The organism is Nocardioides salarius, assembly GCF_016907435.1.
Taxonomy (GTDB): Bacteria; Actinomycetota; Actinomycetes; order Propionibacteriales; family Nocardioidaceae; genus Nocardioides; species Nocardioides salarius.
This window is the reverse complement of record NZ_JAFBBZ010000001.1, coordinates 2871976-2896380: the sequence shown is the minus strand read 5'-3', so window position 1 is coordinate 2896380 and position 24405 is coordinate 2871976. Positions and strand designations below refer to the sequence as shown.

At 73.9% G+C, this 24405-nt stretch carries 23 protein-coding genes; 12 read left to right on the top strand and 11 right to left on the bottom strand.

Annotation, left to right across the window (positions count from 1 at the left end; translation table 11 throughout):
- Positions 1–76 precede the first annotated feature (76 nt).
- Both pdxY and JOE61_RS13940 read left to right on the top strand, forming a co-directional pair.
- Complete coding sequence (pdxY, locus tag JOE61_RS13945) at positions 77–928, top strand: pyridoxal kinase PdxY (protein ID WP_193668559.1); 852 nt, start codon at positions 77–79, stop codon at positions 926–928.
- 152 nt (positions 929–1080) lie between these two features.
- Complete coding sequence (locus JOE61_RS13940; RefSeq protein WP_307823019.1) at positions 1081–2823, top strand: dolichyl-phosphate-mannose--protein mannosyltransferase; 1743 nt, start codon at positions 1081–1083, stop codon at positions 2821–2823.
- Here JOE61_RS13940 and JOE61_RS13935 read toward each other — a convergent pair.
- Complete coding sequence (locus JOE61_RS13935) at positions 2820–3614, bottom strand: alpha/beta hydrolase (protein WP_193668560.1); 795 nt, start codon at positions 3612–3614, stop codon at positions 2820–2822. The two genes, JOE61_RS13940 and JOE61_RS13935, sit on opposite strands and share 4 nt — an antisense overlap.
- Positions 3615–3755: 141 nt before the next feature.
- Between JOE61_RS13935 and JOE61_RS13930 the strand changes: the two genes are divergently transcribed.
- Positions 3756–4805: a hypothetical protein gene (locus JOE61_RS13930; protein ID WP_193668561.1), complete on the top strand. Its 1050-nt coding sequence runs from the start codon at positions 3756–3758 to the stop codon at positions 4803–4805.
- Positions 4806–4834: 29 nt separating this feature from the next.
- Here the strand turns inward: JOE61_RS13930 and JOE61_RS13925 are convergent, their stop codons facing one another.
- The 6 genes from JOE61_RS13925 to JOE61_RS13900 all read right to left on the bottom strand — a co-directional run bounded on the left by JOE61_RS13925 (position 4835) and on the right by JOE61_RS13900 (position 11134).
- Positions 4835–5698, bottom strand: coding sequence for an FHA domain-containing protein (locus JOE61_RS13925; protein WP_193668562.1), 864 nt, complete (start codon positions 5696–5698; stop codon positions 4835–4837).
- A 5-nt stretch (positions 5699–5703) separates the two neighbouring features.
- A complete protein-coding gene (locus JOE61_RS13920; protein ID WP_193668563.1) occupies positions 5704–5970 on the bottom strand; it encodes a hypothetical protein in 267 nt (88 codons plus the stop codon).
- 182 nt (positions 5971–6152) lie between these two features.
- Positions 6153–8294: a DEAD/DEAH box helicase gene (locus tag JOE61_RS13915; RefSeq protein WP_193668564.1), complete on the bottom strand. Its 2142-nt coding sequence runs from the start codon at positions 8292–8294 to the stop codon at positions 6153–6155.
- A gap of 317 nt (positions 8295–8611) precedes the next feature.
- The gene (locus JOE61_RS13910) at positions 8612–9454 is read right to left on the bottom strand and encodes a 2-keto-4-pentenoate hydratase (RefSeq protein WP_193668565.1); all 843 of its coding nucleotides are present in this window, start codon (positions 9452–9454) and stop codon (positions 8612–8614) included.
- Positions 9451–10332 (bottom strand): SDR family oxidoreductase, encoded by an 882-nt coding sequence (locus tag JOE61_RS13905; RefSeq protein ID WP_193668566.1) that lies wholly within the window; start codon positions 10330–10332, stop codon positions 9451–9453. The genes JOE61_RS13910 and JOE61_RS13905 overlap by 4 nt, the downstream gene beginning before the upstream one ends.
- Before the next feature lie 43 nt (positions 10333–10375).
- On the bottom strand, positions 10376–11134 hold the full coding sequence (locus tag JOE61_RS13900; protein ID WP_193668567.1) for an SDR family oxidoreductase: 759 nt from the start codon (positions 11132–11134) through the stop codon (positions 10376–10378).
- An 86-nt stretch (positions 11135–11220) separates the two neighbouring features.
- On the opposite strand from JOE61_RS13900, the gene JOE61_RS13895 reads away from it, so the two are divergent.
- From JOE61_RS13895 to JOE61_RS13875, 5 genes are all read left to right on the top strand, one after another.
- Positions 11221–11985, top strand: coding sequence for an enoyl-CoA hydratase family protein (locus JOE61_RS13895; protein ID WP_193668568.1), 765 nt, complete (start codon positions 11221–11223; stop codon positions 11983–11985).
- Positions 11982–12887 (top strand): CoA transferase subunit A, encoded by a 906-nt coding sequence (locus JOE61_RS13890; RefSeq protein ID WP_307823017.1) that lies wholly within the window; start codon positions 11982–11984, stop codon positions 12885–12887. Before JOE61_RS13895 ends, JOE61_RS13890 begins: the two co-directional genes overlap by 4 nt.
- Complete coding sequence (locus tag JOE61_RS13885; protein WP_193668569.1) at positions 12884–13672, top strand: CoA-transferase subunit beta; 789 nt, start codon at positions 12884–12886, stop codon at positions 13670–13672. The genes JOE61_RS13890 and JOE61_RS13885 overlap by 4 nt, the downstream gene beginning before the upstream one ends.
- The gene (locus JOE61_RS13880) at positions 13669–14736 is read left to right on the top strand and encodes an NAD(P)H-dependent flavin oxidoreductase (RefSeq protein WP_193668570.1); all 1068 of its coding nucleotides are present in this window, start codon (positions 13669–13671) and stop codon (positions 14734–14736) included. Before JOE61_RS13885 ends, JOE61_RS13880 begins: the two co-directional genes overlap by 4 nt.
- A gap of 211 nt (positions 14737–14947) precedes the next feature.
- Positions 14948–15607 carry a maleylpyruvate isomerase family mycothiol-dependent enzyme gene (locus JOE61_RS13875; protein ID WP_204797244.1) on the top strand — a complete coding sequence of 220 codons (660 nt, stop codon included), beginning with the start codon at positions 14948–14950 and terminating at the stop codon, positions 15605–15607.
- Between the two features lie 67 nt (positions 15608–15674).
- Here JOE61_RS13875 and JOE61_RS13870 read toward each other — a convergent pair whose 3' ends face one another.
- The 4 genes from JOE61_RS13870 to JOE61_RS13855 are packed head-to-tail and all read right to left on the bottom strand — an operon-like array spanning position 15675 to position 19481.
- Positions 15675–16838: an acetyl-CoA C-acetyltransferase gene (locus JOE61_RS13870; protein WP_193668571.1), complete on the bottom strand. Its 1164-nt coding sequence runs from the start codon at positions 16836–16838 to the stop codon at positions 15675–15677.
- Between the two features lies 1 nt (position 16839).
- The gene (locus JOE61_RS13865; RefSeq protein WP_193668572.1) at positions 16840–17457 is read right to left on the bottom strand and encodes a TetR/AcrR family transcriptional regulator; all 618 of its coding nucleotides are present in this window, start codon (positions 17455–17457) and stop codon (positions 16840–16842) included.
- Positions 17458–17469: 12 nt separating this feature from the next.
- Entirely contained in the window at positions 17470–18273 is an 804-nt protein-coding gene (locus tag JOE61_RS13860) for an SDR family oxidoreductase (protein WP_193668573.1), read from the bottom strand.
- Positions 18270–19481 (bottom strand): acyl-CoA dehydrogenase family protein, encoded by a 1212-nt coding sequence (locus JOE61_RS13855; protein WP_193668574.1) that lies wholly within the window; start codon positions 19479–19481, stop codon positions 18270–18272. Before JOE61_RS13855 ends, JOE61_RS13860 begins: the two co-directional genes overlap by 4 nt.
- Before the next feature lie 69 nt (positions 19482–19550).
- On the opposite strand from JOE61_RS13855, the gene JOE61_RS13850 reads away from it, so the two are divergent.
- From JOE61_RS13850 to JOE61_RS13835, 4 genes are read left to right on the top strand one after another with little or no spacing between them, the layout of a single operon-like run.
- Positions 19551–21155, top strand: a complete 1605-nt coding sequence (locus tag JOE61_RS13850; RefSeq protein ID WP_307823016.1) for an AMP-binding protein — start codon at positions 19551–19553, stop codon at positions 21153–21155.
- The gene (locus JOE61_RS13845) at positions 21155–22306 is read left to right on the top strand and encodes an acyl-CoA dehydrogenase family protein (protein ID WP_193668576.1); all 1152 of its coding nucleotides are present in this window, start codon (positions 21155–21157) and stop codon (positions 22304–22306) included. The genes JOE61_RS13850 and JOE61_RS13845 overlap by 1 nt, the downstream gene beginning before the upstream one ends.
- Positions 22303–23295, top strand: a complete 993-nt coding sequence (locus JOE61_RS13840; RefSeq protein WP_193668577.1) for an acyl-CoA dehydrogenase family protein — start codon at positions 22303–22305, stop codon at positions 23293–23295. Before JOE61_RS13845 ends, JOE61_RS13840 begins: the two co-directional genes overlap by 4 nt.
- Positions 23295–24377: an acyl-CoA dehydrogenase family protein gene (locus tag JOE61_RS13835; RefSeq protein WP_193668578.1), complete on the top strand. Its 1083-nt coding sequence runs from the start codon at positions 23295–23297 to the stop codon at positions 24375–24377. Before JOE61_RS13840 ends, JOE61_RS13835 begins: the two co-directional genes overlap by 1 nt.
- Positions 24378–24405: the final 28 nt, after the last annotated feature.

The window sequence follows — 24405 nt, the reverse complement described above, 5'->3', positions numbered from 1 at the left end:
TAGGGCACGAATGGAACTTGTTCTAGTTTTCTGCTCCGGTTCACCGCCGGACTGGACACCTCGCCACAATGGCCGGGTGCGCATCCTGTCGATCCAGTCCTCGGTCGCCTACGGCCACGTCGGCAACTCCGCCGCCGTCTTCCCCCTCCAGCGACTGGGCCACGAGGTGTGGCCGGTGCTGACCGTGCACTTCTCCAACCACACCGGGTACGGCGCCTGGCGCGGGCCGCTGCTCGACCCCGCCGACGTGCGCGAGGTGATCGCGGGCATCGACGACCGCGGGGTGCTCGGCAGCGCCGACGCCGTGCTCTCCGGCTACCAGGGCGACCCGGCCGTGGGGGCCGTCGTCCTCGACACCGTGGCGCGCGTCAAGGAGCTCAACCCCGACGCCGTCTACTGCTGCGACCCGGTGATGGGCGACGTGGGGCGGGGCATGTTCGTGCGCCCGGGCATCCCCGAGTTCATGCGCGACACCGTCGTGCCGGCCGCCGACGTGATCACCCCCAACCACTTCGAGCTCGACTTCCTGGCCGGCACCACGACCCGCACGCTCGACGAGGTGCTGGCCGCGGTCGACGTCGTGCGCGAGCGCGGCCCCCGCGACGTGCTGGTCACCAGCGTGCTGCACGACGAGGTGCCTGCCGAGCACCTCGAGGTCGTCGCGGTCTCCGACGCGGGCGCCTGGGCGGTCACCACTCCCCTGCTGCCGATCAGCCCGAACGGCTGCGGCGACGTCACCGCCGCGCTCTACCTGGCGCACCTGCGCAGCACCGGCTCGCCCGGCACCGCGCTCGAGCGCACCACCGCCTCGGTCTTCGGCATCCTCGAGGCCACCATCGCCGCCGGCACCCGCGAGATCCAGCTGGTCGCCGCGCAGGACGCGATCGCGACCCCGCCCGCCACCTTCACCGCCCGCCGCCTGCGCTGACCCGGCGCAAATGTCTCGCTGACCCGGCCCAAACCTCCCGCCGAGTCGGCCCGAACCTCCCCCGGAGATCCGGGCCGGGTCGGCGCGAGATCTGGGACGGGTCGGCGGGTGATTCGGGCCGGGTCGACGGGGCGACCGTAGAGTTCGGCGTCGTGAGCACCGACGCCCCCGAGCAGGCCCTGACCGACGGGGACGAGCGGGTGCAGCTCTCGCGCACCGCCGACGGGCGGGCCGTCCCCTCGGCCCAGGCGCGAGCCGGCGCGCGCGGCCGGCTGCGGGTCGAGGACCCGTTCGTGGGCTGGAGCGCCGCCGTCGGGCTCGGCCTGGTCGCGCTGTTCCTGCGGCTGTGGCGCCTGGGCACGCCCTCGGAGTTCCAGTTCGACGAGACCTACTACGCCAAGGACGCGTGGTCGCTGGTCAACAACGGCTACGTGCGCGGCTACGTGGAGGGCGCCGACCAGCAGATCCTCGACGGCACCGTGCGCGGGCTGTGGCAGGACGACCCGTCGATGATCGTGCACCCCGAGGTCGGCAAGTGGCTGATCGGACTCGGCGAGCGGCTCGTCGGGATGGACCCCACCGGCTGGCGGGTCTCCTCGGCCGTCGTCGGGGCGCTGATGGTCGTGGTGATGGCGCGCCTGGGCCGCCGCCTGACCGGCTCGACCGGCCTCGGCCTGGTCGCCGGCCTGCTGCTGATGCTCGACGGGCTGCACTTCGTGCTCTCGCGCCTCGCCCTGCTCGACATCTTCCTGGCCTTCTTCGTGCTCTGCGCGGTGGCCTGCCTGGTCGCCGACCGCGACTGGTACCGCGCCCGGATGGCGCGGCTGCAGACCACCGCCGTGACCGACCCCGCCTCCTGGGGGCCGGTGCGCGGCCTGCTGTGGCGTCCCTGGCTGCTGACCAGCGGCGTGTGCTGGGGCCTGGCCATCGGCACCAAGTGGACCGCGCTCTACCCGCTGGCGGCCTTCGGCGTGCTGGTCTGGCTCTGGAGCGCCGGCGCGCGCCGCTCCTTCGGCGTACGACGCCCGGTGCTGCGCTCGGTGCTGGCCGACGGGCTGCCGGCCTTCGGCCACCTGGTGCTCGTGGCGTTCGCCGTCTACGTGGCGACGTGGACCGGCTGGATGGTGCACGCCGGCGACTACGAGCGCTCGCTCTCCTCGACGCAGTACACCCAGTTCGCCGGCGAGGGCGAGTGCCAGGACGAGTCGTTCGTGGCCAGCGACCCCGACACCGGCGCGCGCTGGCCGACCGCCGACGAGGCCGACGCGTCGGGCCCCGGCGAGGTGGTGCAGTCGCTGCGCTCGCTGTGGGCCTACCACCAGGACGTCTACGTCTTCCACACCCACTTCCTCAGCTGCTCGACGCACACCTACCAGTCGAACCCGCTCGGCTGGCCGCTGCTCTCGCGACCGGTCGGGGTCGCCGCCGACACCGGCATCCAGCCCGGCACCCGCGGCTGCGAGGCGCCCGAGGGCAGCGACTGCCTGCGCCAGGTGCTGCTGCTGGGCACCCCCGTGCTGTGGTGGGGCTCGAGCCTGGCGCTGCTCGCGGCCGTCGCGCTGTGGATCGGGGCGCGCGACTGGCGCTACGGCGTGCCGGTCGTCGGCGCGCTGTCGACCTGGCTGCCCTGGCTGCTCTATGCCGACCGGCCGATCTTCCTCTTCTACGCCGCGGCGATGCTGCCGTTCATGGTGCTGGCCACGACCCTGCTGATCGGCAGGATCGTCGGCCCCTCCCGCGAGCCCAGCACCCGCCGCACGGTCGGCGTGGTGGCGGCGGGCTCGTTCGTGGTGCTGGTGCTGCTCAACTTCGCGTGGTTCTGGCCGATCTGGACCAACGAGCTGCTCACCCACTCGCAGTGGCTCGACCGGATCTGGTTCAGCCGCTGGATCTAGCCCTTCGCCCCCTGCGCCGCGGCGCACTCGTTGGCGAAGCGCACCACGTCGTAGGCGCTGTAGTGCGACGGGTCGTCGTGGGGGCCCTGCACGGTGCGCACCGAGACGTCGGCGCCGAAACCCTGCAGCGCCGCCGAGAGCCGACCGGTGTTGGCGTCGTAGGGCACGTAGGGGTCGTAGGGGCTGGCCACGAAGCGGAAGGTGGTGCCCGTCTGCGCCAGCCTGTACGCCGTGTCGACGGGGTTGCGCTCGCGCGGGTAGGGCCCGCCGCCGTAGGCCTTGCGGATGAACCCGTCGGCGCCGGGCACGTTGCCCATCGTGGACATGTCGACGGCCGCCTTCACGCCGTACCAGCACGGCGGCGCCTCGGCGCCGTGCAGCAGCGCGTTGAGCGAGGTGGTGCCGCCCATCGACGTGCCGAGGTACATCGTCACCTCGGCGCCGCCCTGGCGCTCGGCCCACTCCCAGACCCGGTCGGCGTCGTCGGTGGAGGCGGGGTTGCCCCAGGCCTCGCGGTGGAACATCGAGGAGGCCACCACCCAGCCGTCGCGGCGCAGCGCGTCGAGCCAGGGGCCCTCCATCTTGTCGTTGACGTTGCCGCCCTGGCCGTGGAAGAAGACGACGACGCCCTTGGGGTCGTTGGTGGGCGGCAGGTTGACCCGCACCTTCTGGCCGGCGAGGTTGTCCTCGACCTTCTCGGCCGGGTGCTCGCCGCTCGCACCGGTGGTGCCCAGCACCAGGCCCACCGCGAGCAGCGCCGCGAGCACGACCTGGGTCAGCCTCTTGACCACGGCTCCCCCTCCTGCGGCCCCCTCCGGACCGTTCCCACCAGACAACGAGCACGCCCGCCGGGGGTGACGCCCCGGTGATCGTGTCGCAATCGTGACCGCTGGTCGACCTCGCTGCCACACCGGCCCACTAGACAGGGTGCCGTGCCCCGTCCCCCCCGCCGCGCGCTCGTCGGCGTCGCCCTCGTCGTGCTCCTGGGGCTGGGCGGGCTGGGGGCCTGCCGCGACGACGCGAGCGAGCCCGACGACGAGTCGGGGGCACCCTTCATGCTGCCGGTGGGCTCGCCGCGCTACGACCACCGGGCACCGGCCTGGGCGGTCGGGACGACCCTGCACGTGGGCGAGGTGACGATGGAGCTCGACCCGGCCCCCACCGCGTTCGTGGTGACCCGCTGGGGCGTGCACTACCTGGCCGAGGGGTCGTTGTGGTGGAGCGACGGCGGCGCTGCCGAGCGGGTGGCGAGGGTGGGCACGGACGAGCTGAGCCTCTCGGCCGACGGGCGCCACCTCGGGCTGCTGGACGCCGCGCGCGGACGCCAGGACCAGTTCGGCGCCCACCTGGCCGTGCCGGTGGTCCTCGACGCCCGCACCGGCGAGCAGGTGCTGCGCGAGCCGGCGCCGGTGGAGGAGCTCGGCGACCTCGCGGACCTCTACGAGGACGCCGAGACGGGCTTCCTCGGCTTCGCCGACGACGCGGCGTACGCCGCCGATCCGGTCGCCGGCGGCACCCTGCGGCTGCCGCTCGACGGCTCCGAGCCGGAGCTGGTGCGCCCCGAGCGGGCCCTGGCCCTGGCCGGCGAGCGCGGCACCCCGGTGCGGCTGCGCGAGACCGCCGACGGCCGGCTGCGGGTGGCCCGGCCGCGCGAGCAGTCCACCGCGCAGGGCTGGCTCTCACCCGGCAGCGACGCGGTCGTCGCGGCGGAGCGCACCACCGGTGTCTGGTACGACGCCGTCGACGGCACCGCGCACGAGGTCGAGACCGGCGACCGGTTCTTCTACATGGGCGGCTGGGTCGACGACCGCACGTTCTACGGCGCGGCCAGCGCGAGGGGCAGCGCGCTGGGGCCCTCGGGACGCACCGTCGTGGTCGCCTGCACCCTGGGCGAGCGCCGCTGCGAGTCGGTGGGCACCGAGTTCGCGCTGCCGGAGCGTCCCCAGCTGCTCTTCGGCACGGGGCGCCCGGCCGGGCAGTGACGGCCCGCCCCCCATACCTCCGGGGCGGCTCAGGCGCTCTCGCCCAGCCCTGCGCGAGCCGGCGAGCGTGGCGGCTGCGGCACCTGGTGGCCCAGCTCGCCGCCGACGCGCCCGCCGTGCGGCCGGCCGTGGTCGGCGAACTCCTCACGGGAGTAGACGAGGTGGTGCTCGCCGAGGTCGAGGCGGCTCCCGGTGCGCAGCAGCACCGGCTCGGTGACCGGGGCGCCGTGCACGCGGCTGAGGCCGGCGACCGCGTGGACGCAGAACTCGTCGCGCTCGTCGCGCACGACGCGGGCGTGCACCGGCTCGAGGCCGGGGAGCACGATGTCGCACGACTCGTCGGAGCCGATCGTCTGCGTCTCCTCGAGCCAGAACACCGGCTGGCGCTCGCCGGCCCAGACCTGCTCGCGCACCAGCACCAGGCGGGGGCTGCCGCCGCCGGCGGGGTCGTGGGTGGTGCTGACGCGGCGCCGGGCCTGCGGGTGCATCGTGGGGAACGGGGGCCACAAGGTGGCGGGCGGGCTCAGCTCGAGGCCGGGCAGCACGGGGCCGCGACCGGCCGCGCGCGAGCGGGCCGAGGTCCAGGCGCCCTTGAGGCTGCCCAGCCGGATGTGGCGCGAGCGGGTCACCCGGCGCTGCCACCAGGGGGCCCGCACCGCACCGAGGGTGACCAGGTGCGTCTCGCCCCGCACGACCCGCAGCACGATGTCGCGCGCGGCCAGCTCGCCGGCGACGCGACGGATGAGCGGGGCGTCGCCGGCCCCGGCGAACGCGCCGGGGTCGTCGACGTCGAGGGTGAGCCGGCTGCCGGCGCCGGTGAGGTGGCCGTGCAGGTCGTCCCTGCCCTCACGACCCAGGCTGAAGTGCAGGTCGGCGGAGACCTGGGTGGCCACGGGCCCTACCGTCCTTCGGCGGGCGCCGTGGGCTCGCCCCGGTCGGTGGTGGTGATGGTCAGGCGCCCGTCGACCTTCCAGGTGGCGCGGGGGGCGCGGGCCCCGGTGTCGCGGGGGACCTCGACGGTGATGTCCTCGAACGCGTAGTGGATGGCCGCCTCGCGACCGGTCAGGAACGTCCACATCCGGCGGCCGAGGTCGGTCCAGTCGACCACCTCGTCGTTGCGCGAGCCGTCCACGGCCTGGGTGCTGGTGTCTGCTGTCGTCGCCATGTCTCCTCCTTCATAGTGAAACAACTTGTTGAGGTTTTCTCTCTAGAGTTGAACACAGCCTGTACGCCGACACAAGGGGTCGGCGGGCAGGAACCCGTCGCAGACGCGACGGACCCGCCGCCCCCCCACCTCGACGGCGGGGTGCGGCGGGTCCGTGGACGGCCGGGGCGTGCAGCCCGAGGTCAGCGGGCCTGCTCGGCCTCCAGCGCCTCGGTCAGCAGCGCGACCAGCGCCTCGAGCTGGACGTCGGCCGACGAGCCGACCTCCTCGTCGGAGCCGTCGAGCGCCGTGGCGGCCAGGCCGGCCTTGGAGTCGATGAGCTCGGCGATCTTGGTGTCGAGGGTCTGCGCCGCGATCACGCGCCACGCGGTGACCGGCAGCTCCTGGCCGATGCGGTGGATGCGGTCGATCGCCTGGGTCTGCTCGGCGTCGGTCCACGACAGCTCGGCCAGCACCAGGTTGGAGGCCACCTGCAGGTTGAGCCCCACGCCCGCTGCCGAGAGCGAGCAGACCACCACGGCGACGTCGGGGTCCTCCTGGAAGGCCTTGATGGCGGCCTCCCGAGCCTTGGGGGTCTGGTCGCCGCGGATCGAGGTGTAGCGCAGCTCGCGGCGCGCGAAGGTCTCCTCGGCCACGTCCATCACGTCGACGTGCTTGGCGAAGAAGACGACCTTGCCGACGCTGCGCGCCAGCTGGGCGGCGTAGTCGGCGGCCAGGCCCGCCTTGGCCTGGCCGATCCGGCGCATCATCGAGAAGACGTTCTCGCCGTTCTTGGCGCCGGCGGTGTCCTCGCGCTCCCACGTCGCGACGCGGCGTACGAGCTCGTGGTCGATGCCGTCGACGGTCACGCCGGAGGTGCGGGTCTCGAGCGCGGAGTGGTAGCGCGCGACCAGGCGGCGGGCCAGCTCGCGCTCGGCGTCGCGGATCGAGCGGCCCAGGGCGTCGTCGAGCTCGACGGGCAGGTCGGCGACCCGGCGGGCCGGGATGTCGGCGGCCACGTCGACCTTGCGGCGGCGCACGATGCCCATGTCGATGACCTTGGCGCGGGCGGCGCCGTAGAAGGCCGGCTCGGCCGGGGTCAGCCCGGTCTCCTCGAGCGCGTCCATCAGCGTGCCGAGCGGCTTGCGGTCGTCGATCCAGCCCAGGAACTGCCAGATCGCGCGGAAGTCCTCGAGGTCGTTGATCAGCGGCGTGCCGGTCAGCGCCATCAGCAGCGGGTGGGCGGTGCGCGAGCGGATCCGCTCGGAGAGCTGCAGCACGTGCTGGCTGCGCTGCGAGGTCTTGTTCTTGATGAAGTGCGCCTCGTCGACGACCATCCCCTTGAAGCCGAGGTCGCCGAGCCAGCCGACGTGGCGGTCGAGCACCTCGTAGTTGACCACCACGATGTCGGCGAAGCCGTCGATGTCGCTGCCGTCGCCGTGGATCACGGTGACCGGGCGGTGGGGGGTCCACAGGCCGGCCTCGCGCGCCCAGTTGGTCTTGACGACGTTGGGCACCACGCACAGCAGCGGGTAGGCGTCGGCGGCCTGCGCGGCCAGCAGCGCCTGCGCCGTCTTGCCCAGGCCCGGCTCGTCGGCGAGCAGGAAGCTGCGGTGCCCGGCGGCGGCCGAGGCGACCAGCTGAGCCTGGTGGGGCATCAGCTGCATGCCGTCGGGGGCCCGGAAGGCCGACGGGTCGGGCAGCGGCATGCACGCCGGGGCACCGCCGCCGGCGTACTCGAAGGAGCGGAAGAGCGGGCCGAGGAGCTCCCAGCCGGCCAGGCGACCGGTGCGCGGCCGGGTGGCGTCGGCGACCCCGAAGTCGGGCACCAGGAAGGGGTTGGCCAGCTGGCGCGAGACCACCGACGGCGGCACGACGCGCCGGTCGGCCGGGGCGTCGGCACCCGGCTCGGGGGTCGGGGCGGGCTTCTCGACCTCGACCTCGAGGCCGGCCGCGCGCTGCATCTCCGCCTTCAGCTCCCGCGCGGAGTGCGAGAAGTCGGCGTCCTCGGCGAGCAGCGCGAGCATGCTGGTCTCGCGCGTGGAGGTCTTGGCCAGGATCGTCGCGACCCCGTCGAGGCGCTTGAGCTGGGCGGCCTTCTGGCCCTCCGAGGTCTCCTCGTCGGCCTTGATCCGCGCCCGCTCCTCGCGCACGAGATGGGCCACCACCTGGAACTTGGTGCGCACCGAGGGTCGTACGGCGCCGCGCTGGACCGCGCCCTCGACCTCGCGCACGGCCTTGGCCAGCACGGGGATGATGCCCTCGTTGTCGAGATCGCGGGTACGCCGCTGCGCGCGGGGCGCCGTGCGGGCGCCGCCGGACCGGCGCTGGCCTCGTTGAGCCACAAGCTCCTCCTCTGGAGTGACACCGGTGCACTCGCGCGGCGGGGCTGCTCACCACCGTCCGCGGACCCGTGCACCCGGGCGTGCACCGCCTCGTGGAGCCTGCTGGCGCACACGAGGACGACGCGTCCAGCACGTCCCGACGGCGACGGCGGACCGATCGGCGGGACCGAGGAACCTCGGGTCCGGGGCCCGCGACGACGGGATCGGTGCTGGTCGTGCCCGGACACGCGTCCAGGCACGCATCCACCGTACCGCGCCGCCGCGCCTCGGGGCGCATCGCCGTGCGGTGCGTCACCTGTACAGGTGAAGCCGCCCCCTCAACCGGGGAAGTGGGCGGTGACGCTGCCGAACCCGCTGATCTCGGCGACCACGGTAGAACCGGGGGCCACCGGCCGCATCGGCCCCAGGGCTCCGGAGAGCACCACCTGCCCGGCGCGCAGCGGCTCGCCGAAGAGACGCGCCTGGTGGGCCAGCCACGCCACCGCCCGCAGCGGGTCGCCCAGGCAGGCCGCGCCGGTGCCGGTGGAGACCTCGACGTCGTCGATGCGCATCGACATCGTCACGTCCACGGGCTCGACCTCGGCCAGGGTGCACCGGCGCGAGCCCAGCACGTAGAGGCCCGAGGAGGCGTTGTCGGCGACGGTGTCGGCGAAGGAGATGTCCCAGTCGCGGATGCGCGAGTCGACGATCTCGATCGCGGCCACGGCGTGGTCGACCGCGGCCCGGACCTGCGCGAGGTCGAGGGGGCCGTCGTCGAGGTCCTCCGCGAGCACGAACGCCACCTCGGCCTCGACCCTGGGCTGCAGGAGACGGCCGGCCGGCACGCGGGCGCCGTCCTCGAGGCCCATGTCGTCGAAGAGCACGCCGAAGTCGGGCTGGTCGACCCCCAGCTGGGTCTGCACCGCCTCGGAGGTGGCCCCGATCTTGCGGCCCACCACGCGGGCACCCGCCGCGGCCCGGCTGGCGTTGAGGTGCCCCTGCACGAGGTAGGCCGCCGCCACGTCGGTGCGGCCGATCAGGTCACGCACCGGCTCGCAGGGCGTGTTCGTGGCCAGCGCCCGCACCAGCCGCTCGCCGGCCGCGGCCACGGTCGCCGCGTCGGCCTGCGAGCGCGGGCGCTCGACCCGGCCCGCGGGCACGTCGTACGCGTCGGGGCTCATGCGCCGTAGACCTTCTCGGGCGCGGGCGCCTGGGCGAGCAGCGCGCGCAGCCGCTCCCCCACCTCGTCGGTCCGCCACCGTCGACCCAGGTCGTCGGCCGGGCCGTGGGTCCAGCCGTTCTCGACGGTGACCTTGCCACCCTCGATCTCGATGACACGACCGGTGACGTCGCCGGCCTCCTCGGAGGCCAGCCACGCGACCACCGGCGAGTTGTCGCCCGGCTCGGGCATCGCGGAGGTGTCGAAGGCACCCTCGGTCATCCGGGTCCGGGCGACCGGCGCGATGGCGTTGACGGTGACGCCGTACCTGCCCATCTCGGCGGCCGCGACCAGGGTCATCCCGGCGATGCCGGCCTTGGCGGCGGAGTAGGTCGTCTGGCCGATCGAGCCCTGCAGGCCGGCGCCCGACGAGGTGTTGACGACCCGCGCGGCGCGCTGGCGGCCCTCCTTGGCCTCGGCACGCCAGTAGGCCCCCGCGTGGCGCAGCGGCGCGAAGTGGCCCTTGAGGTGCACCCGCACGACCGCGTCCCACTCCTCCTCGGAGGTGTTGACCAGCATCCGGTCGCGCACGAAGCCGGCGTTGTTGACCAGGACGTCGAGGCCGCCGAAGGTGTCGACGGCCTGGCGCACCATCGCCTCGGCCTGCGCGAAGTCGGCGACGTCGGCGCCGTTGGCGACCGCCCGGCCGCCGGCGGCCTCGATCTCGGCGACCACCTGGTCGGCCGGGCTCGCACCCTCGCCCTCGCCCGCCAGCGAGACCCCGAAGTCGTTGACGACCACCGCGGCGCCCTGGGCGGCGAGCTCGAGGGCGTGCGCGCGGCCGATGCCGCGGCCCGCTCCGGTCACGATGGCGACGCGGCCGTCGAGGATCTTGGTCACGGGTGCTCCTGGGGTCTGGGGGATCGGGCTGTTCGAGCGTGGGTCAGGTGTCGTGGGCGGCGCTGAGGAACACCGGCGGCTCGCCGCCGCCGTGGCAGGCCACGCTGGCGCCGCTGACGTAGGAGGCCAGGTCGGAGCCGAGGAACAGCGCGACCGAGGCGACCTCGTCAGGCCGGGCCATCCGGCCCAGCGGGATGGTGGCCTCGATGGCCGCCACCTGGGCGTCGCCGCCGTAGTGGTCGCCGGTCAGCTCGGTGCGGCACAGCCCGACGTTGATGCTGTTGAGCCGCACCCTGGGCGCCCACTCGATGGCCAGCGACGCGGTGAGCGAGTCGAGGGCGGCCTTCGCGGCGCCGTAGACGGCCGAGCCGGGCGAGGGCCGCAGCGCGCTGATCGAGGAGATGTTGACGATCGCGCCGCCGTGGTCCTGGCCCTGCATCACCGCGTTGGCGGCCTGCGCGACGAGCAGCGGCCCCGAGAAGTTGAGGTCCAGCACCTTGGCGTGGAAGCGCGGAGAGGCGTCGGCGGCCAGGGCGTACGGCGCCCCGCCGGCGTTGTTGACCGCCACGTCGAGGCGGCCCTCGGTGGCCGCGACGTCGTCGACCATCGCGGCGACCGCGTCGGGGTCGCGCACGTCGCAGGTGACGTGGCGGGTGCCGGTCAGCGGCTCGGCCCCGGAGCGGGCGCAGGTGACCACCCGGGCGCCGGCGGCGACGTACGCCGCGGCGATGGCGCGACCGATGCCGCGGCTGCCGCCGGTGACCAGGACGACCCGGTCGCTCAGGTCGACGGTGACGCTCATGGGCAGTCCTTCGGTCAGGGGCGGGCGGACCAAGCAAGTGTTAGGGTACCAAGCAAATGCTAGGTCGTCTGCAGGAGAGGCACTCCATGGGCACCACCTCCGAGCTCCGTGACGACGGCGTCCGCGTCGTCACGATGGAGCACCCTCCGGTCAACGCACTGACGGTGCAGGGCTGGTACGACGTCGCCGCGGCCCTCGACGAGGCGAGCCGCGACATGGACACGCACGTGGTGGTGCTGCGCGCCGAGGGCCGCGGCTTCAACGCCGGCGTCGACATCAAGGAGATGCAGCACACCACCGGCTTCGACGCGCTCATCGGCGCCAACAAGGGCTGCTACGCGGCCTTCAAGGCCGTCTACGAGTGCGCGGTGCCGGTCGTGGCGGCCGTGCACGGCCACTGCCTCGGTGGCGGGGTCGGCCTGGTCGGCAACGCCGACTGCATCGTGGCCAGCGAGGATGCCTACTTCGGGGTCCCCGAGGTCGACCAGGGCGCGCTCGGCGCCGCGACCCACATGGCGCGGCTGGTGCCGCAGCACCTGATGCGCACCCTCTACTTCACCGCCCGCACCATCAAGGCCGCCGACCTCGTGCAGTTCGGCTCGGTCCTCGAGGTCGTGCCGCGCGACGAGCTCGACGAGGCCGCTCTCGCCGTGGCCGGTGAGATCGCGGCGAAGGACACCCGGGTCGTCCGGGCTGCCAAGGAGGCCCTCAACGGCATCGACCCCGTCGACGTCAACAAGAGCTACCGGTTCGAGCAGGGCTTCACGATGGAGCTCAACCTCGCCGGGGTGGCCGACGAGCTCCGCGACGGGTTCGCGGGCACCGACAAGGCAGGGAGGGCGCGCCGGTGAGCCCGCACCGCAGAGAGCCCCGCGACAAGCGGATGAGCATCGACGAGGTGGTCGCCCAGCTGCGCGACGGCATGACCATCGGCATCGGCGGCTGGGGGCCGCGGCGCAAGCCGATGGCCCTGGTCCGCGCGATCCTGCGCTCGGACCTCACAGACCTCACGATCGTCAGCTACGGCGGCGCCGACGTCGGCCTGCTGCTGCGCGCCGGCAAGGTGCGCAGGCTGGTCTACGCGTTCGTCTCCCTCGACACCGTGCCGCTCGAGCCCAGCTTCCAGCGCGCCCGCCAGGGCAAGGAGATCGCGGAGGTCGTCGAGCTCGACGAGGGCATGTTCCAGACCGGGCTGCGCGCCGCCGCGCAACGGCTGCCGTTCCTGCCGATGCGCGCCGGGCTCGGCTCCGACGTGCTGGTCAACAACCCCGACATCCGCACCGTCACCAGCCCGTACGGCGACGCCGACGGCGTGCGCGAGGACCTGGTGGCCGTCCCTGCGCTGCACCTCGACGTCGCCCTGGTCCACCTCAACCGGGCCGACAAGCACGGCAACGCGACGTACCTGGGGCCCGACCCGTACTTCGACGACCTGTTCTGCCTGGCCGCCGACCGGGCGTACGTGTCGGTCGAGCAGGTCATCGACACCGCCGGCCTGACCGTCGACACCCCTGTCCAGCGGCTGCTGCTGAGCCGGATGATGGTCAGCGGCGTCGTCGAGACGCCGAACGGCGCGCACTTCACCACGTGCACCCCCGACTACGAGCGGGACGAGAGGTTCCAGAAGGCCTACGTCGCCGCGGCGTCGGGCTCCGACGAGGAGTGGGCCGCCTTCGAGCGGCGCTTCCTCGCCGGTGACGAGGACGCCTACCAGGCCGCCGTGCGGGCCTTCGCCCAGGAGGAGCAGAAGTGAGCGAGTCTTCCCGCGCCGAGGTCTGCGCCGCAGCCATCGCCGACGCGTTCCGTGACGACGGCGAGATCTTCGCCAGCCCCATGGGCATGCTGCCGATGCTCGGGGTCCGGCTGGCCAAGCTGACCTCGAACCCCGACCTGGTCATCTCCGACGGCGAGTCGCTGTTCCTGGCCGGCGTGCCCCCGCTGTTCGCGAAGGGCGACGTCGTCGAGGGCTGGATCCCCTTCCCGAAGGTCTTCGACGTGGTCGCCCACGGCACGCGGCACGTGATGATGGGCGCCACCCAGGTCGACCGGCACGGCAACCAGAACATCTCAGCCATCGGCGACTTCGCCCAGCCGACGCGCCAGCTCCTCGGCGTGCGCGGCGCGCCGGGCAACACGGTGAACAACCGGACGTCGTACTGGGTGCCCAAGCACTCGCCGCGGGTCTTCGTCGAGCAGGTCGACATCGTCTCCGGCGTGGGGCCCAGGAACGCCAAGGCGGCCGGTGCCGGGGCGTCGAAGTACAACGACGTCCACCGCATCGTCACCAACCTGGCGGTCCTCGACGTCAAGGGCGCCGGCGACACGGTGCGGCTGCTGTCGGTGCACCCGGGCGTCACCGTCGACGAGGTGCGCGAGGCCACGGGCTTCGCGCTCGAGCTCGACGCCGATGCCGACGCCGCCGTGCCCGAGACCCGCTCCCCCACGCCCGAGGAGCTCACCCTGATCCGCGAGGTGCTCGACCCCAGGACGCTGCGCGACCGCGAGGTCAAGCCGGTCTCCCCGGTGGAGGCGTCGTGATCGAGCAGCAGCTGCGCACCGCGCTCACCGACCTGGTCGGCGTACGCCACCCCGTCGTGCAGACCGGCATGGGCTGGGTCGCGGGTCCGCGGCTGGTCAGCGGCACCGCCAACGCCGGCGGCCTGGGCATCCTGGCCAGCGCGACGATGACCTACGAGGAGCTCGAGAAGGCGGTCGTCGAGGTCAAGGGCCGCACCGACCAGCCCTTCGGAGTCAACCTGCGCGCCGACGCGGGCGACGCCGCCGACCGCTGCGACCTGCTGATCCAGCACGGCGTCAAGGTGGCCTCCTTCGCGCTGGCGCCCAAGCAGGACCTGATCAAGAAGCTCAAGGACCACGGCATCGTGGTGATGCCGTCGGTCGGGCTGCCCCGCCACGCCGAGAAGGTGGCCTCGTGGGGCGCCGACGCGGTGATGATCCAGGGCGGCGAGGGCGGCGGGCACACCGGCTCGGTCCCGACCACCCTGCTGCTGCCCACCGTGCTCGACGCGGTCGACATCCCCGTCGTCGCGGCCGGCGGCTTCTTCGACGGCCGCGGTCTCGCGGCCGCACTGTCGTACGGCGCGGCCGGCATCGGGATGGGCACCCGCTTCCTGCTCACCGCCGACAGCGCGGTGCCGCAGGCGGTCAAGGAGCTCTACCTCTCCCACGACGTCAACGGCACCGTGGTGACCGCCAAGGTCGACGGGATGCCGCACCGGATGCTGCGCACCCCGCTGGTGGAGGAGATCGAGGAGACCAGCGCCGTCAAGCGCCTGGCCCCCACGGTGCGCCGCACGCTGGAGTTCAAGCGCAGCAGCGGCATGTCGTGGCTCGACCTGGCCAAGGACGGGCGGGCCATGAAGAGGACGCAGGGCCGCACGCTGGCCCAGATGACCCTGGCCGCCAACACCCCGACGATGCTCAAGGCCGGCCTCGTCGACGGCGACACGACGGCGGGCGTGCTCGCCTCCGGCCAGGTCGTCGGCGTCCTCGACGACCTGCCGACCTGCGAGGAGCTGATCGACCGCGTCGTCACCGAGGCCGCGGCCTGCCTGCGCCGCACCGCCGCCCACCTCACTTGACCCGGCCCAGATCTCACCCTGACCCGGCCTGGATCTCGCGCTGACCCGGCCCGAACTTCGCCTCGAGCCGGCCCGGATCGTCGGGTGGCTCGGTGTCCCTCGACCCACGGCGGCTCGGCGTGGTCCGGGTCCGTGTGCGCGATCTCTTGCACGGCCCGCGGAGGCAGGCGCACCCTGTGGAGGGAGTCTCCGACCGGCGCAGGAGGCAGCCGTGGACCGCACCCGATCCCGCCAGGAGCTGGACCCCGACGAGCGCTGGGCGGAGATCGCCGCCGCCCGCCACGCCCTGGCCGCGATGCTGGCCGACCTCACTCGCGACGAGTGGGAGCACGCGTCACTGTGCAGCGAGTGGCGGGTCAAGGACGTGGCCGCGCACGTAGCCATGACGCCGGCCGGCGAGCCGACCACCTGGGAGATGGTGACCGGGCTGATCCGGGCGCGCGGCGACCTGTGGGGCTTCGGGAGAGACGTCGCCATCGCCTGGGCGCAACGCCCCACCGCCGAGATCGTCCGGACGCTGCGCGCGGGCGCGACGTCACGGTCCGTTCCGCTCGGGACGAACGCGGCGAACCTGCTGCTCGACGTGCTGGTGCACACGCAGGACATCGCGGTACCCCTGGGGCGGGTCCACCCGGTGCCTCCCCGGGCCGGGCTCGCCTCCCTGCGCCGGGCGTGGCGGATGGGATGGCCCTTCCATGCCCGCAAGCGGCTGACCGGGATCTCGCTGGTCGCCAGCGACGCAGACGTGGTGCTCGGCTCGGGTCCCCCGGTCGAGGCCCCATTGGGCTCGCTGCTGCTGCTCACGACCGCGCGCGACCCGGCCTCGGTGCCCTCTCTCACCGGCCCCGGCGTGGCCCTGCTGCACCGCTGACTCAGCGGGGGATTCGGGCCGGCTCGGCGGGGGATTCGGGACGGGTCAGCGGGGGATCTGGGACGGGTCAGAGGCGCTCGATGATGGTGACGTTGGCCTGGCCGCCGCCCTCGCACATCGTCTGCAGGGCGTAGCGGCCGCCGGTGCGCTCGAGCTCGCCGAGCATGGTGGTCATCAGGCGGGCGCCGGTGGCGCCGATGGGGTGGCCCAGGGCGATGCCGCCGCCGTTGACGTTGACCTTGTCGTGCGGGGCGCCGGTCTCCTTCATCCAGGCCAGCACCACCGAGGCGAAGGCCTCGTTGCACTCGAAGAGGTCGATGTCGTCGATCGAGAGGCCGGTCTTGGCCAGCGCGTCCTCGGTGGCCCGGATCGGGCCGGTGAGCATCCACACCGGGTCGTCGCCGCGCACCGACAGGTGGTGCACCCGCGCGCGGGGCGCCAGCGAGTGCTCGGCCACGGCGGCCTCGGAGGCCAGCAGCAGCGCCGCCGAGCCGTCGCAGATCTGCGAGGCCACCGCCGCGGTGATCCGCCCGCCCGGGGCCAGCGGCTCGAGGCCGGCCATCTTCTCCAGCGAGGTCTCGCGGGGGCACTGGTCGGTGTCGACGACGGTGCCGTCGGGCAGCGTCACGGGCTCGATCTCGTCGGTGAACCGGCCCTCCGCGATGGCGGTGCGCGCCCGCTCGTGGGAGGCCAGCGCGAAGCGCTCCATCTCCTCGCGGCTGATGTCCCACCTCTCCGCGATCATCTCGGCCGAGCGGAACTGGCTGACCTCCTGGTCGCCGTACCGCGCCTGCCAGCCGGGGCTCTCGGCGAAGGGGGTGGAGAAGCCGTGGGGCTGGCCGGCCAGCATCGCCGCCGAGATCGGGATCGCCGACATGTTCTGCACACCGCCGGCGACCACCAGGTCCTGGGTGCCCGACATGACGCCCTGCGCGGCGAAGTGCACCGCCTGCTGCGAGGAGCCGCACTGGCGGTCGATCGTCACGCCCGGCACGTGGTCGGGCAGGCCCGCCACCAGCCAGGCGGTGCGGGCCACGTCGCCGGCCTGCGAGCCGATGGTGTCGCAGCAGCCGAGGACCACGTCGTCGACGGCACCCGCGTCGATGCCCGTACGCCGCACCAGCGCGGCCAGCGAGTGGGCGGCCAGGTCGGCGGAGTGCACGCCGGCCAGGGCTCCCCCGCGCTTGCCGACCGGGGTGCGGACGGCGTCGATGATGTAGGACTCGGGCACGTCAGGGCCTTTCGGTGGAGATCCCGTCGAGCAGGATCGTGAGGTACTGGTCGGCGATCTCGACGTGGCTGTGCTTCCCGCCGGGGCGGTACCACTTCACCGCCACCCAGACCGTGTCGCGGATGAACCGGTAGGTGAGCTCGATGTCGAGGTCGTCGCGCAGCGCCCCGCTCTCGACGCCCTCGGTGAGCAGCGCGACCCACACTCCGCGCGACTGGGCGTTGCGCTCGGCGAGGTAGCCGAAGCGCTCGAAGCCGCCGAGGTAGCCGGCGTCGTTCTGGAAGATCGCCACCTCGTGCGGGTGCTGGTCGATCGCCTCGAACGACAGCCGCACGGCCCGGTCGATCTTGGTGCGCGCGTCGACGTCGCTGCCCAGCACGGCGTCGTACGCCGCGAAGAGCTCCTCCTGGAAGGTCGAGAGGATCTCGTCGACCATCGACTCCTTGGAGTCGAAGTGGTGGTAGAGGCTGCCCGAGAGGATGCCGGAGGCCTCGGCGATGTCGCGGACCGTGGTGTTCTTGAAGCCCTTCTCGGCGAACAGGCCCGCGGCGATGCCCAGCAGCTCGGTACGACGGGTGGGCGCGGTGGGTGCGGTGCTCACGGGCGGCTCGGTGCTCATGGACCCAGTCTCCTAGGCCTGCTGGCTGCTGACGGCGACGACCTCGCCGGTCATGTAGGAGGCGTAGTCGCTGGCCAGGAAGACCATCACGTTGGCGACCTCCCACGGCTCGGCGGCGCGACCGAAGGCCTCGCGCTGCTTGAGCTCGTGGAGCAGCTCGTCGGAGGTGACCTTGGCCAGGAACGGGTGCATCGCCAGGCTCGGCGAGACGGCGTTGACGCGGATGCCGTGCGGGGCCAGGTCGATCGCGGAGCAGCGGGTCAGCGCCATCACCCCGGCCTTGGCGGCGGCGTAGTGGGCCTGGCCCTCCTGGGCGCGCCAGCCGATCACCGAGGCGTTGTTGACGATGACGCCCCTCGTGCCGGCGGCGGCCATCCGCTGCCCCGCGGCCCGCACGCAGCGGAAGGTGCCGGTCAGGGTGATGTCGAGGACCCGGCTCCACTGCTCGTCGGTCATCTCGAGCACCGACGCGGTGCCGCCGAGCCCGGCGTTGTTGATCATCACGTCGACCCCGCCGAGCTCGTCGGCGACGTCGAGCAGCGCGGCGACCTGGGCCTCGTCGGTGACGTCGCAGACCTGCTGGCGCACCCGGTCGGCGCCGAACTCGGCGGCCAGCGCCGCTTCGGCCTCGGCCAGCCGCCGCGCGTGGGTGTCGCTGAAGACGACGGCCCGCGCGCCCTCCTCGAGGACGCGACGCACGACCGCGGCGCCGATGCCGGCGCCCGCCGCGGCGGTGACCACGACGACCTTGCCGGCCAGCAGGTCGTGGCCGGGCACGTAGTCGGGGACGGGCTGCTCGGGGCGTTCGGCGGTCATCGGGCTCCCTGGCTCGTGGGTCGGGGTTCGCGGGGCAGGCCGAGCACGCGCTCGGCGAGGATGGTGCGCTGCACCTCGTCGCTGCCGCCGTAGATCGTGTCGGCGCGGCTGAAGAGGAAGAGCCGCTGGTGCGGGTCGAGGTCGTACGCCGCTCCGCGCGCGGTCAGCCCGTCGGCGCCCGCGACCTGCATCGCGAGCTCGCCGAGCCGGCGGTGCCAGCCGCCCCAGACCAGCTTGGCGATCGAGGCGGCGCCGCCGCCGGCGGCGGAGTCGGAGCCGGCGGTGACCGCGGAGAGACCGCGCAGCGCGTTGACCCGCATCACCTCGAGCTCGACGGTGGCGCGGGCGATCCGGTCGCGCAGCACCGGGTCGTCGTAGGAGCCGTTGGCGCGGGCCCGCTCGACGACGGTCTCGAGCTCGCGGGCGAAGCCGACCTGCTGGCCGAGCGTGGAGACGCCCCGCTCGAAGCCGAGCAGGCCCATCGCCACGCCCCAGCCCTGGCCTGGCTCGCCGACCACCATGCTCGCGTCGGTGCGGGCCCCGGTGAAGAAGACCTCGTTGAACTCCGACCCGCCGGTGATCTGCTCGATCGGACGCACCTCGACGCCCTCCTGGTCGAGCGGCACCATCAGGAAGGAGAGCCCCTGGTGGCGCTGCGAGCCCGGCTCGGTGCGCGCGATGACGAAGCACCACTGCGACAGGTGTGCCAGCGACGTCCAGACCTTCTGCCCGTCGACGACCCACTCGTCGCCCTCGAGGCGGGCCCTGGTCTGCACGGCCGCGAGGTCGGAGCCGGCGCCGGGCTCGGAGTAGCCCTGGCACCACAGCTCGGTGGCTGCGACGATCGGCGGCAGGAAGCGCTGCTGCTGCTCGGGGGTGCCGAAGGCGATCAGGGTGGGGCCGAGCAGCTCCTCGCCGAGGTGGTTGACGCGGGCGGGGGCGTCGGCGCGGGCGTACTCCTCGTGGAAGATCACCTGCTCCATCAGGCTCAGGCCCCGGCCACCGTGCTCGACCGGCCAGCCCAGCCCGGTCCAGCCGTGGGCGGCGAGGTGCTGGTTCCACGCCAGGCGCTCGTCGTGCGCCTCGTGGTCGCGGCCGGGTCCACCGAGGCCGCGCAGCGCGGCGAAGTCGCCGGTGAGGTGGTCGCCGAGCCACGCCCGCACCTCGGCGCGGAAGGACTGCTCCGCGGCGGAGTAGGTCAGGTCCATGGTGTTCCTCTCGATGACCAGGCGCTACGGTAGCCTACCAAGCACTTGTTTGGTCGAGAGGAGCACGTGGTGACGACACCAGGGACGGTGCCGGCGGCGCTGCGCGCGGCGGCCACGACGTACGCCGACCGGGTCGCGCTGGTCGACGGGTCGACCACGCTGCGCTTCACCCAGCTCCACGACGCCGTGCGCGCCACCGCACGTGGCTACCTCGCCCTGGGCCTCGAGCCCGGCGACACGGTCTGCGTGTGGGCGCCCAACTCCTGGGAGTGGGTCGTGGCCGGGCTCGCCGTCTCGTACGCCGGCGGCGTGCTGGTGCCGGTCAACACCCGCTACAAGGGCGAGGAGGTCGCCGACGTCGTCGAGCGCTCCCGCGCCCGGCTGTGCGTGGTGGCCGACGGGTTCCTGGGCCGCAGCCAGGTCGACGAGCTGCGCGCGGCCGCGGCGGCCCGGGGCACCGGGGGCGACGCCCTGCCCGGGCTCGACCGGGTCGCCGCCGTCGTGAGCATCGGGGCCACCACGGCGGAGGGCACGACCGCGCTCGCCTCGCTGGGCGACCTCGGCGCGGCGGTCGAGGACATCGACGCGGTCGCCGCCGCCGTGCGCCCCGACGACATCGCCGACATCCTCTTCACCTCCGGCACCACAGGTCGCTCCAAGGGCGTGCTGACCACCCACGAGCAGACGCTGGCCGCGGCACGCGTGTGGACGCGGACCTGCCGGGTGACCGAGGCCGACCGCTACCTGGTCATCAGCCCGTTCTTCCACTCCTACGGCTACAAGGTCGGCATCGTGGCGAGCCTGGTCAGCGGTTGCGCGCTGCACCCGATGGCCGCCTTCGACGCCGAGGAGGCGCTGGCGATGATCGAGCGCGACCGGCTCACGATCGTGCCCGGCGCCCCCACGATCTTCCACTCGCTGCTGGAGTCGCCGGCCTTCGCGACCACCGACACCTCGTCGCTGCGCCTGGCCAACACGGGCTCGGCCAGCATCCCGCCGCGCCTGGTCGAGCGGATGCTCGGCGAGCTCTCCTTCGAGCTGGTGATCACCGCCTTCGGCATGACCGAGTGCGTGGTCGCCACGATGGCCCGCCCCGGCGACCCCGACGAGGTCGTCACCACCACCAACGGCCGCGCCGTCGAGGGCCTCGAGATGCGGGTGGTCGACCCGGCCACCGGCGAGGTCCGCGAGGCGGGCACCGCCGGCGAGATCCAGCTGCGGGGGCCGATGGTGATGCAGGGCTACCTCGACGACCCGGTGGCCACGGCCGAGGCGATCGAGCCCGACGGCTGGCTGCACACCGGCGACCTCGGCACCGTCGACGCCGACGGCAACATGCGCATCACCGACCGGCTCAAGGACATGTACGTCTGCGGCGGCTTCAACGTCTACCCCGCCGAGGTCGAGGCCGCCCTGGCCCGCCTCGACGGCGTGGTCGAGGCCGCCGTGGTCGGGGTCCCCGACGAGCGGATGGGCGAGGTCGGCGCCGCCTTCGTCGTACGCCGCGCCGACAGCGACCTCACCGGCGAGCAGGTGGTCGCGTTCCTGCGCGAGCGGATCGCCAACTTCAAGGTGCCGCGCCACGTCGAGCTGGTCCCCGAGCTGCCCCGCAACGCCGCCCACAAGGTGCTCAAGCCCGAGCTGCGGGCGCGCGCGACCACGAAGGACGCCTGATGGACCTCACCCTCGGCCCCGACGAGCTGGCCTTCCAGGCCGAGGCGCGGGCGTGGTTGGCCGCCAACGTGCCCACCACCCCGCTGCCCTCGATGGACACCGAGGCCGGCTTCCGCGCCCACCAGGAGTGGGAGGCCCGCCTCGCCGAGGCCCGCTGGTCGGTCGTCTCGTGGCCCGAGGAGCTCGGTGGCCGTGGTGCCTCGCTGGTCGAGTGGGTGGTCTTCGAGGAGGAGTACTACCGCGCCGGCGCGCCCGGCCGGGTCTCCCAGAACGGGATCTTCCTGCTCGCGCCCATCATCTTCGACCACGGCACCGCCGAGCAGCAGCAGCGCTTCCTGCCCTCGATGGCCAGCGGCGAGAAGGTCTGGGCCCAGGCGTGGTCGGAGCCCGAGGCCGGCTCCGACCTGGCGTCGCTGACGTCGACCGCGCGCCGCGACGAGAGCCGGGGCGGGTGGGTCCTCAACGGCCAGAAGACCTGGTCCTCGCGCGCGGCGTACGCCGACTGGGGCTTCGGGCTCTTCCGCTCCGACCCGCAGGCGCAGCGGCACGCGGGGCTGACCTACTTCCTCTTCCCGCTCGACGCCGAGGGCGTCACGGTGCGCCCGATCGCCCAGCTCGACGGCGAGCCGGGCTTCGCGGAGATCTTCTTCTCCGACGTCTTCGTCCCCGACGCCGACGTGCTGGGCGCGCCGGGCGACGGGTGGCGGGTCGCGATGAGCACCGCCGGCAACGAGCGCGGCCTCTCGCTGCGCTCCCCCGGCCGCTTCTGCGCCGCGGCCGACCGGCTGGTCGACCTGTGGCGCGAGCACGGCGGGGCCGTGCCCTCGGCCGGGCGCGGCGTGGTCGACGCCTGGGTCCGGGCCCAGGCCTACCGGCTCTACACCTGGGGCACCGTCACCCGCCTCGCCGGCGGCGAGATCGGCGCCGCCGGGTCGGTGAACAAGGTCTTCTGGTCCGAGCTCGACATCGCCCTGCACGAGACGGCGCTCGACCTGCTCGGCCCCGGCTCCGAGGTCGACTCCCGGTGGCTGGACGGCTACCTCTTCTCGCTGTCCGGGCCGATCTACGCCGGCACCAACGAGATCCAGCGCAACATCGTCGCCGAGCGCATCCTCGGCCTGCCGCGCGAGCCGAAGGGAGCAGGTCGATGAGGTTCGTCCCCACCTCCGAGCAGGAGGACTTCACCGCCTCGCTCGACCGGCTGCTGGCCGGGGCCGACAGCGTCGGCGCCGCTCGCTCGTGGGCCGCGGGCGACCACGTCCCCGGGCTGGCACTGTGGCGCCGCCTGGCCGAGCAGGGCGTGCACGCGCTGCTGGTGCCCGAGGAGCACGGCGGCATGGGCGCGACGCCCGTCGAGCTGGTGCTGGCCCTCGAGCTGGTCGGCCGCCACGCCGTCCCCGGCCCCTGGGTCGAGTCGGTCGCCTTCCTGCCCGTGGCGCTGGGCTCCGGCCCCGTCGTCGAGGCCCTCGCCGAGGGTGGCGTCGGCACCGTCGCCCTCGCCCCGCACGTGCCCTACGCGCTCGACGCCGACCTCGCCGAGCACCGGTACGTCGTGGTCGACGGCGCGCTGCACGGCGCGGAGGTCGGCGAGGAGCACACCTCGGTCGACGCGACCCGCCGGCTCTTCTCGGTCACGCCCACCGGCGCCGGGCAGAGCAGCGCGCAGGGCACCGGCGACCTGGACCGGGCCTTCGACACCGCCGTGCTCGCCTGCGCCGCGCAGCTGCTCGGCGCCGGCGAGCGGCTGCTCGACGACGCCGTGGCCTACGTCAAGCAGCGTCGTCAGTTCGGCCGGGAGATCGGGTCCTACCAGGCGATCAAGCACCAGCTGGCCGACGTGCGGATCGCGCTCGACTTCGCCCGCCCGCTCGTCCACGGGGCGGCCCTGGCCGACCCGGCGACCATCTGCCGCGACGTCTCGGCCGCCAAGCTCGCCGCCGCCGACGCGGCGTACCTCGCGGCGCGGGTGGCGCTGCAGGTGCACGGCGCGGTCGGCTACACCCTCGAGCTCGAACTGAGCCTGTGGATCACCAAGGTCCGCGCGCTGGTCGCCGCGTGGGGCACCACGGCGTACCACCGCGACCGGGTGCTCGCCGCCCTGGTGGCCGAGCGGGAGCAGCGGACGGAGGTGGCGGGCTGATGGAGCTGGCGCTGAGCGAGGAGCAGGTCGAGCTGGCCTCCACCCTGCGCGCGCTGCTGGCCAAGCGGGCCGGCAGCGCGGCCGTCCGGGCCGCCGCCGACTCCGACGAGGGCTTCGACCGGGCGCTGTGGGAGCTGCTGTGCGAGCAGGTCGGGGTCGCCGCGCTGGCGGTGCCCGAGGAGCACGACGGCGCGGGCTTCTCGGCGTTCGAGACGTGCGTGGTGCTCGAGGAGCTGGGCCGCTCGCTGGCCCCGTCGCCGCTGCTGGCCACGCTGGTGGCCTCCGAGACGCTGCTGGCGAGCGGGTCCGCCGACGCCCGCGCCCGGCTGCTGCCGCGCGTCGCCGCGGGCGAGGTCGCCACCCTGGCCTGGGCGGGGCTGACCGGGCCGGGCCGCACCGAGCCGGTGCGCGTCGACGGCTCCCGGCTCAGCGGCACGGTCGGGCCGGTGCTCCTCGGCGACGTCGCCGAGGTGCTCCTGGTCGCGGCCCGCACCGCCGACGGGCCGGACTCGATCGGGCTCTTCGAGGTCGACCCCGACGCGCCCGGCCTGACCCGCACCCGCACACCCGCCATGGACACCACCCTGCGCCTGGCCACCCTCGAGCTCGACGGCGTCGAGGCCGTGCCGGTGGTCGCCGACGCCCGCGCCGCGCTCGTCCGGGCCCACCTGGTCGGCACCGCCTCGGTCGCCGCGCTGCAGGTCGGCGGCGCCCAGCGCGGGCTCGACATGACCGTGGCCTATGCCAAGGAGCGCGTGCAGTTCGGCCGCCCGATCGGCTCCTTCCAGGCCCTCAAGCACCGGATGGCCGACATGCTGGTGCTCGTCGAGACCGCCCGCTCGATCGCCTGGGCGGCGGCGTACGCCGTCTCCGTCGGCAGCGACGACGCCGCACGGCTGGCGGCGAGCGCGGGGTCGTGGTGCTCCGACGCGCTGGAGCAGGTGGCGGCCGAGACCGTGCAGATGCACGGCGGCATCGCGATCACCTGGGAGCACGACGCCCAGCTGGTCTTCAAGCGCGCCCACGCGCTGGGCCAGCTCTTCGGCCAGGCCCACGAGCACCGGCGCGCCCTCCTGGCCTGAGCGCGCCGCGCCGGGAGTTTCATCGGGC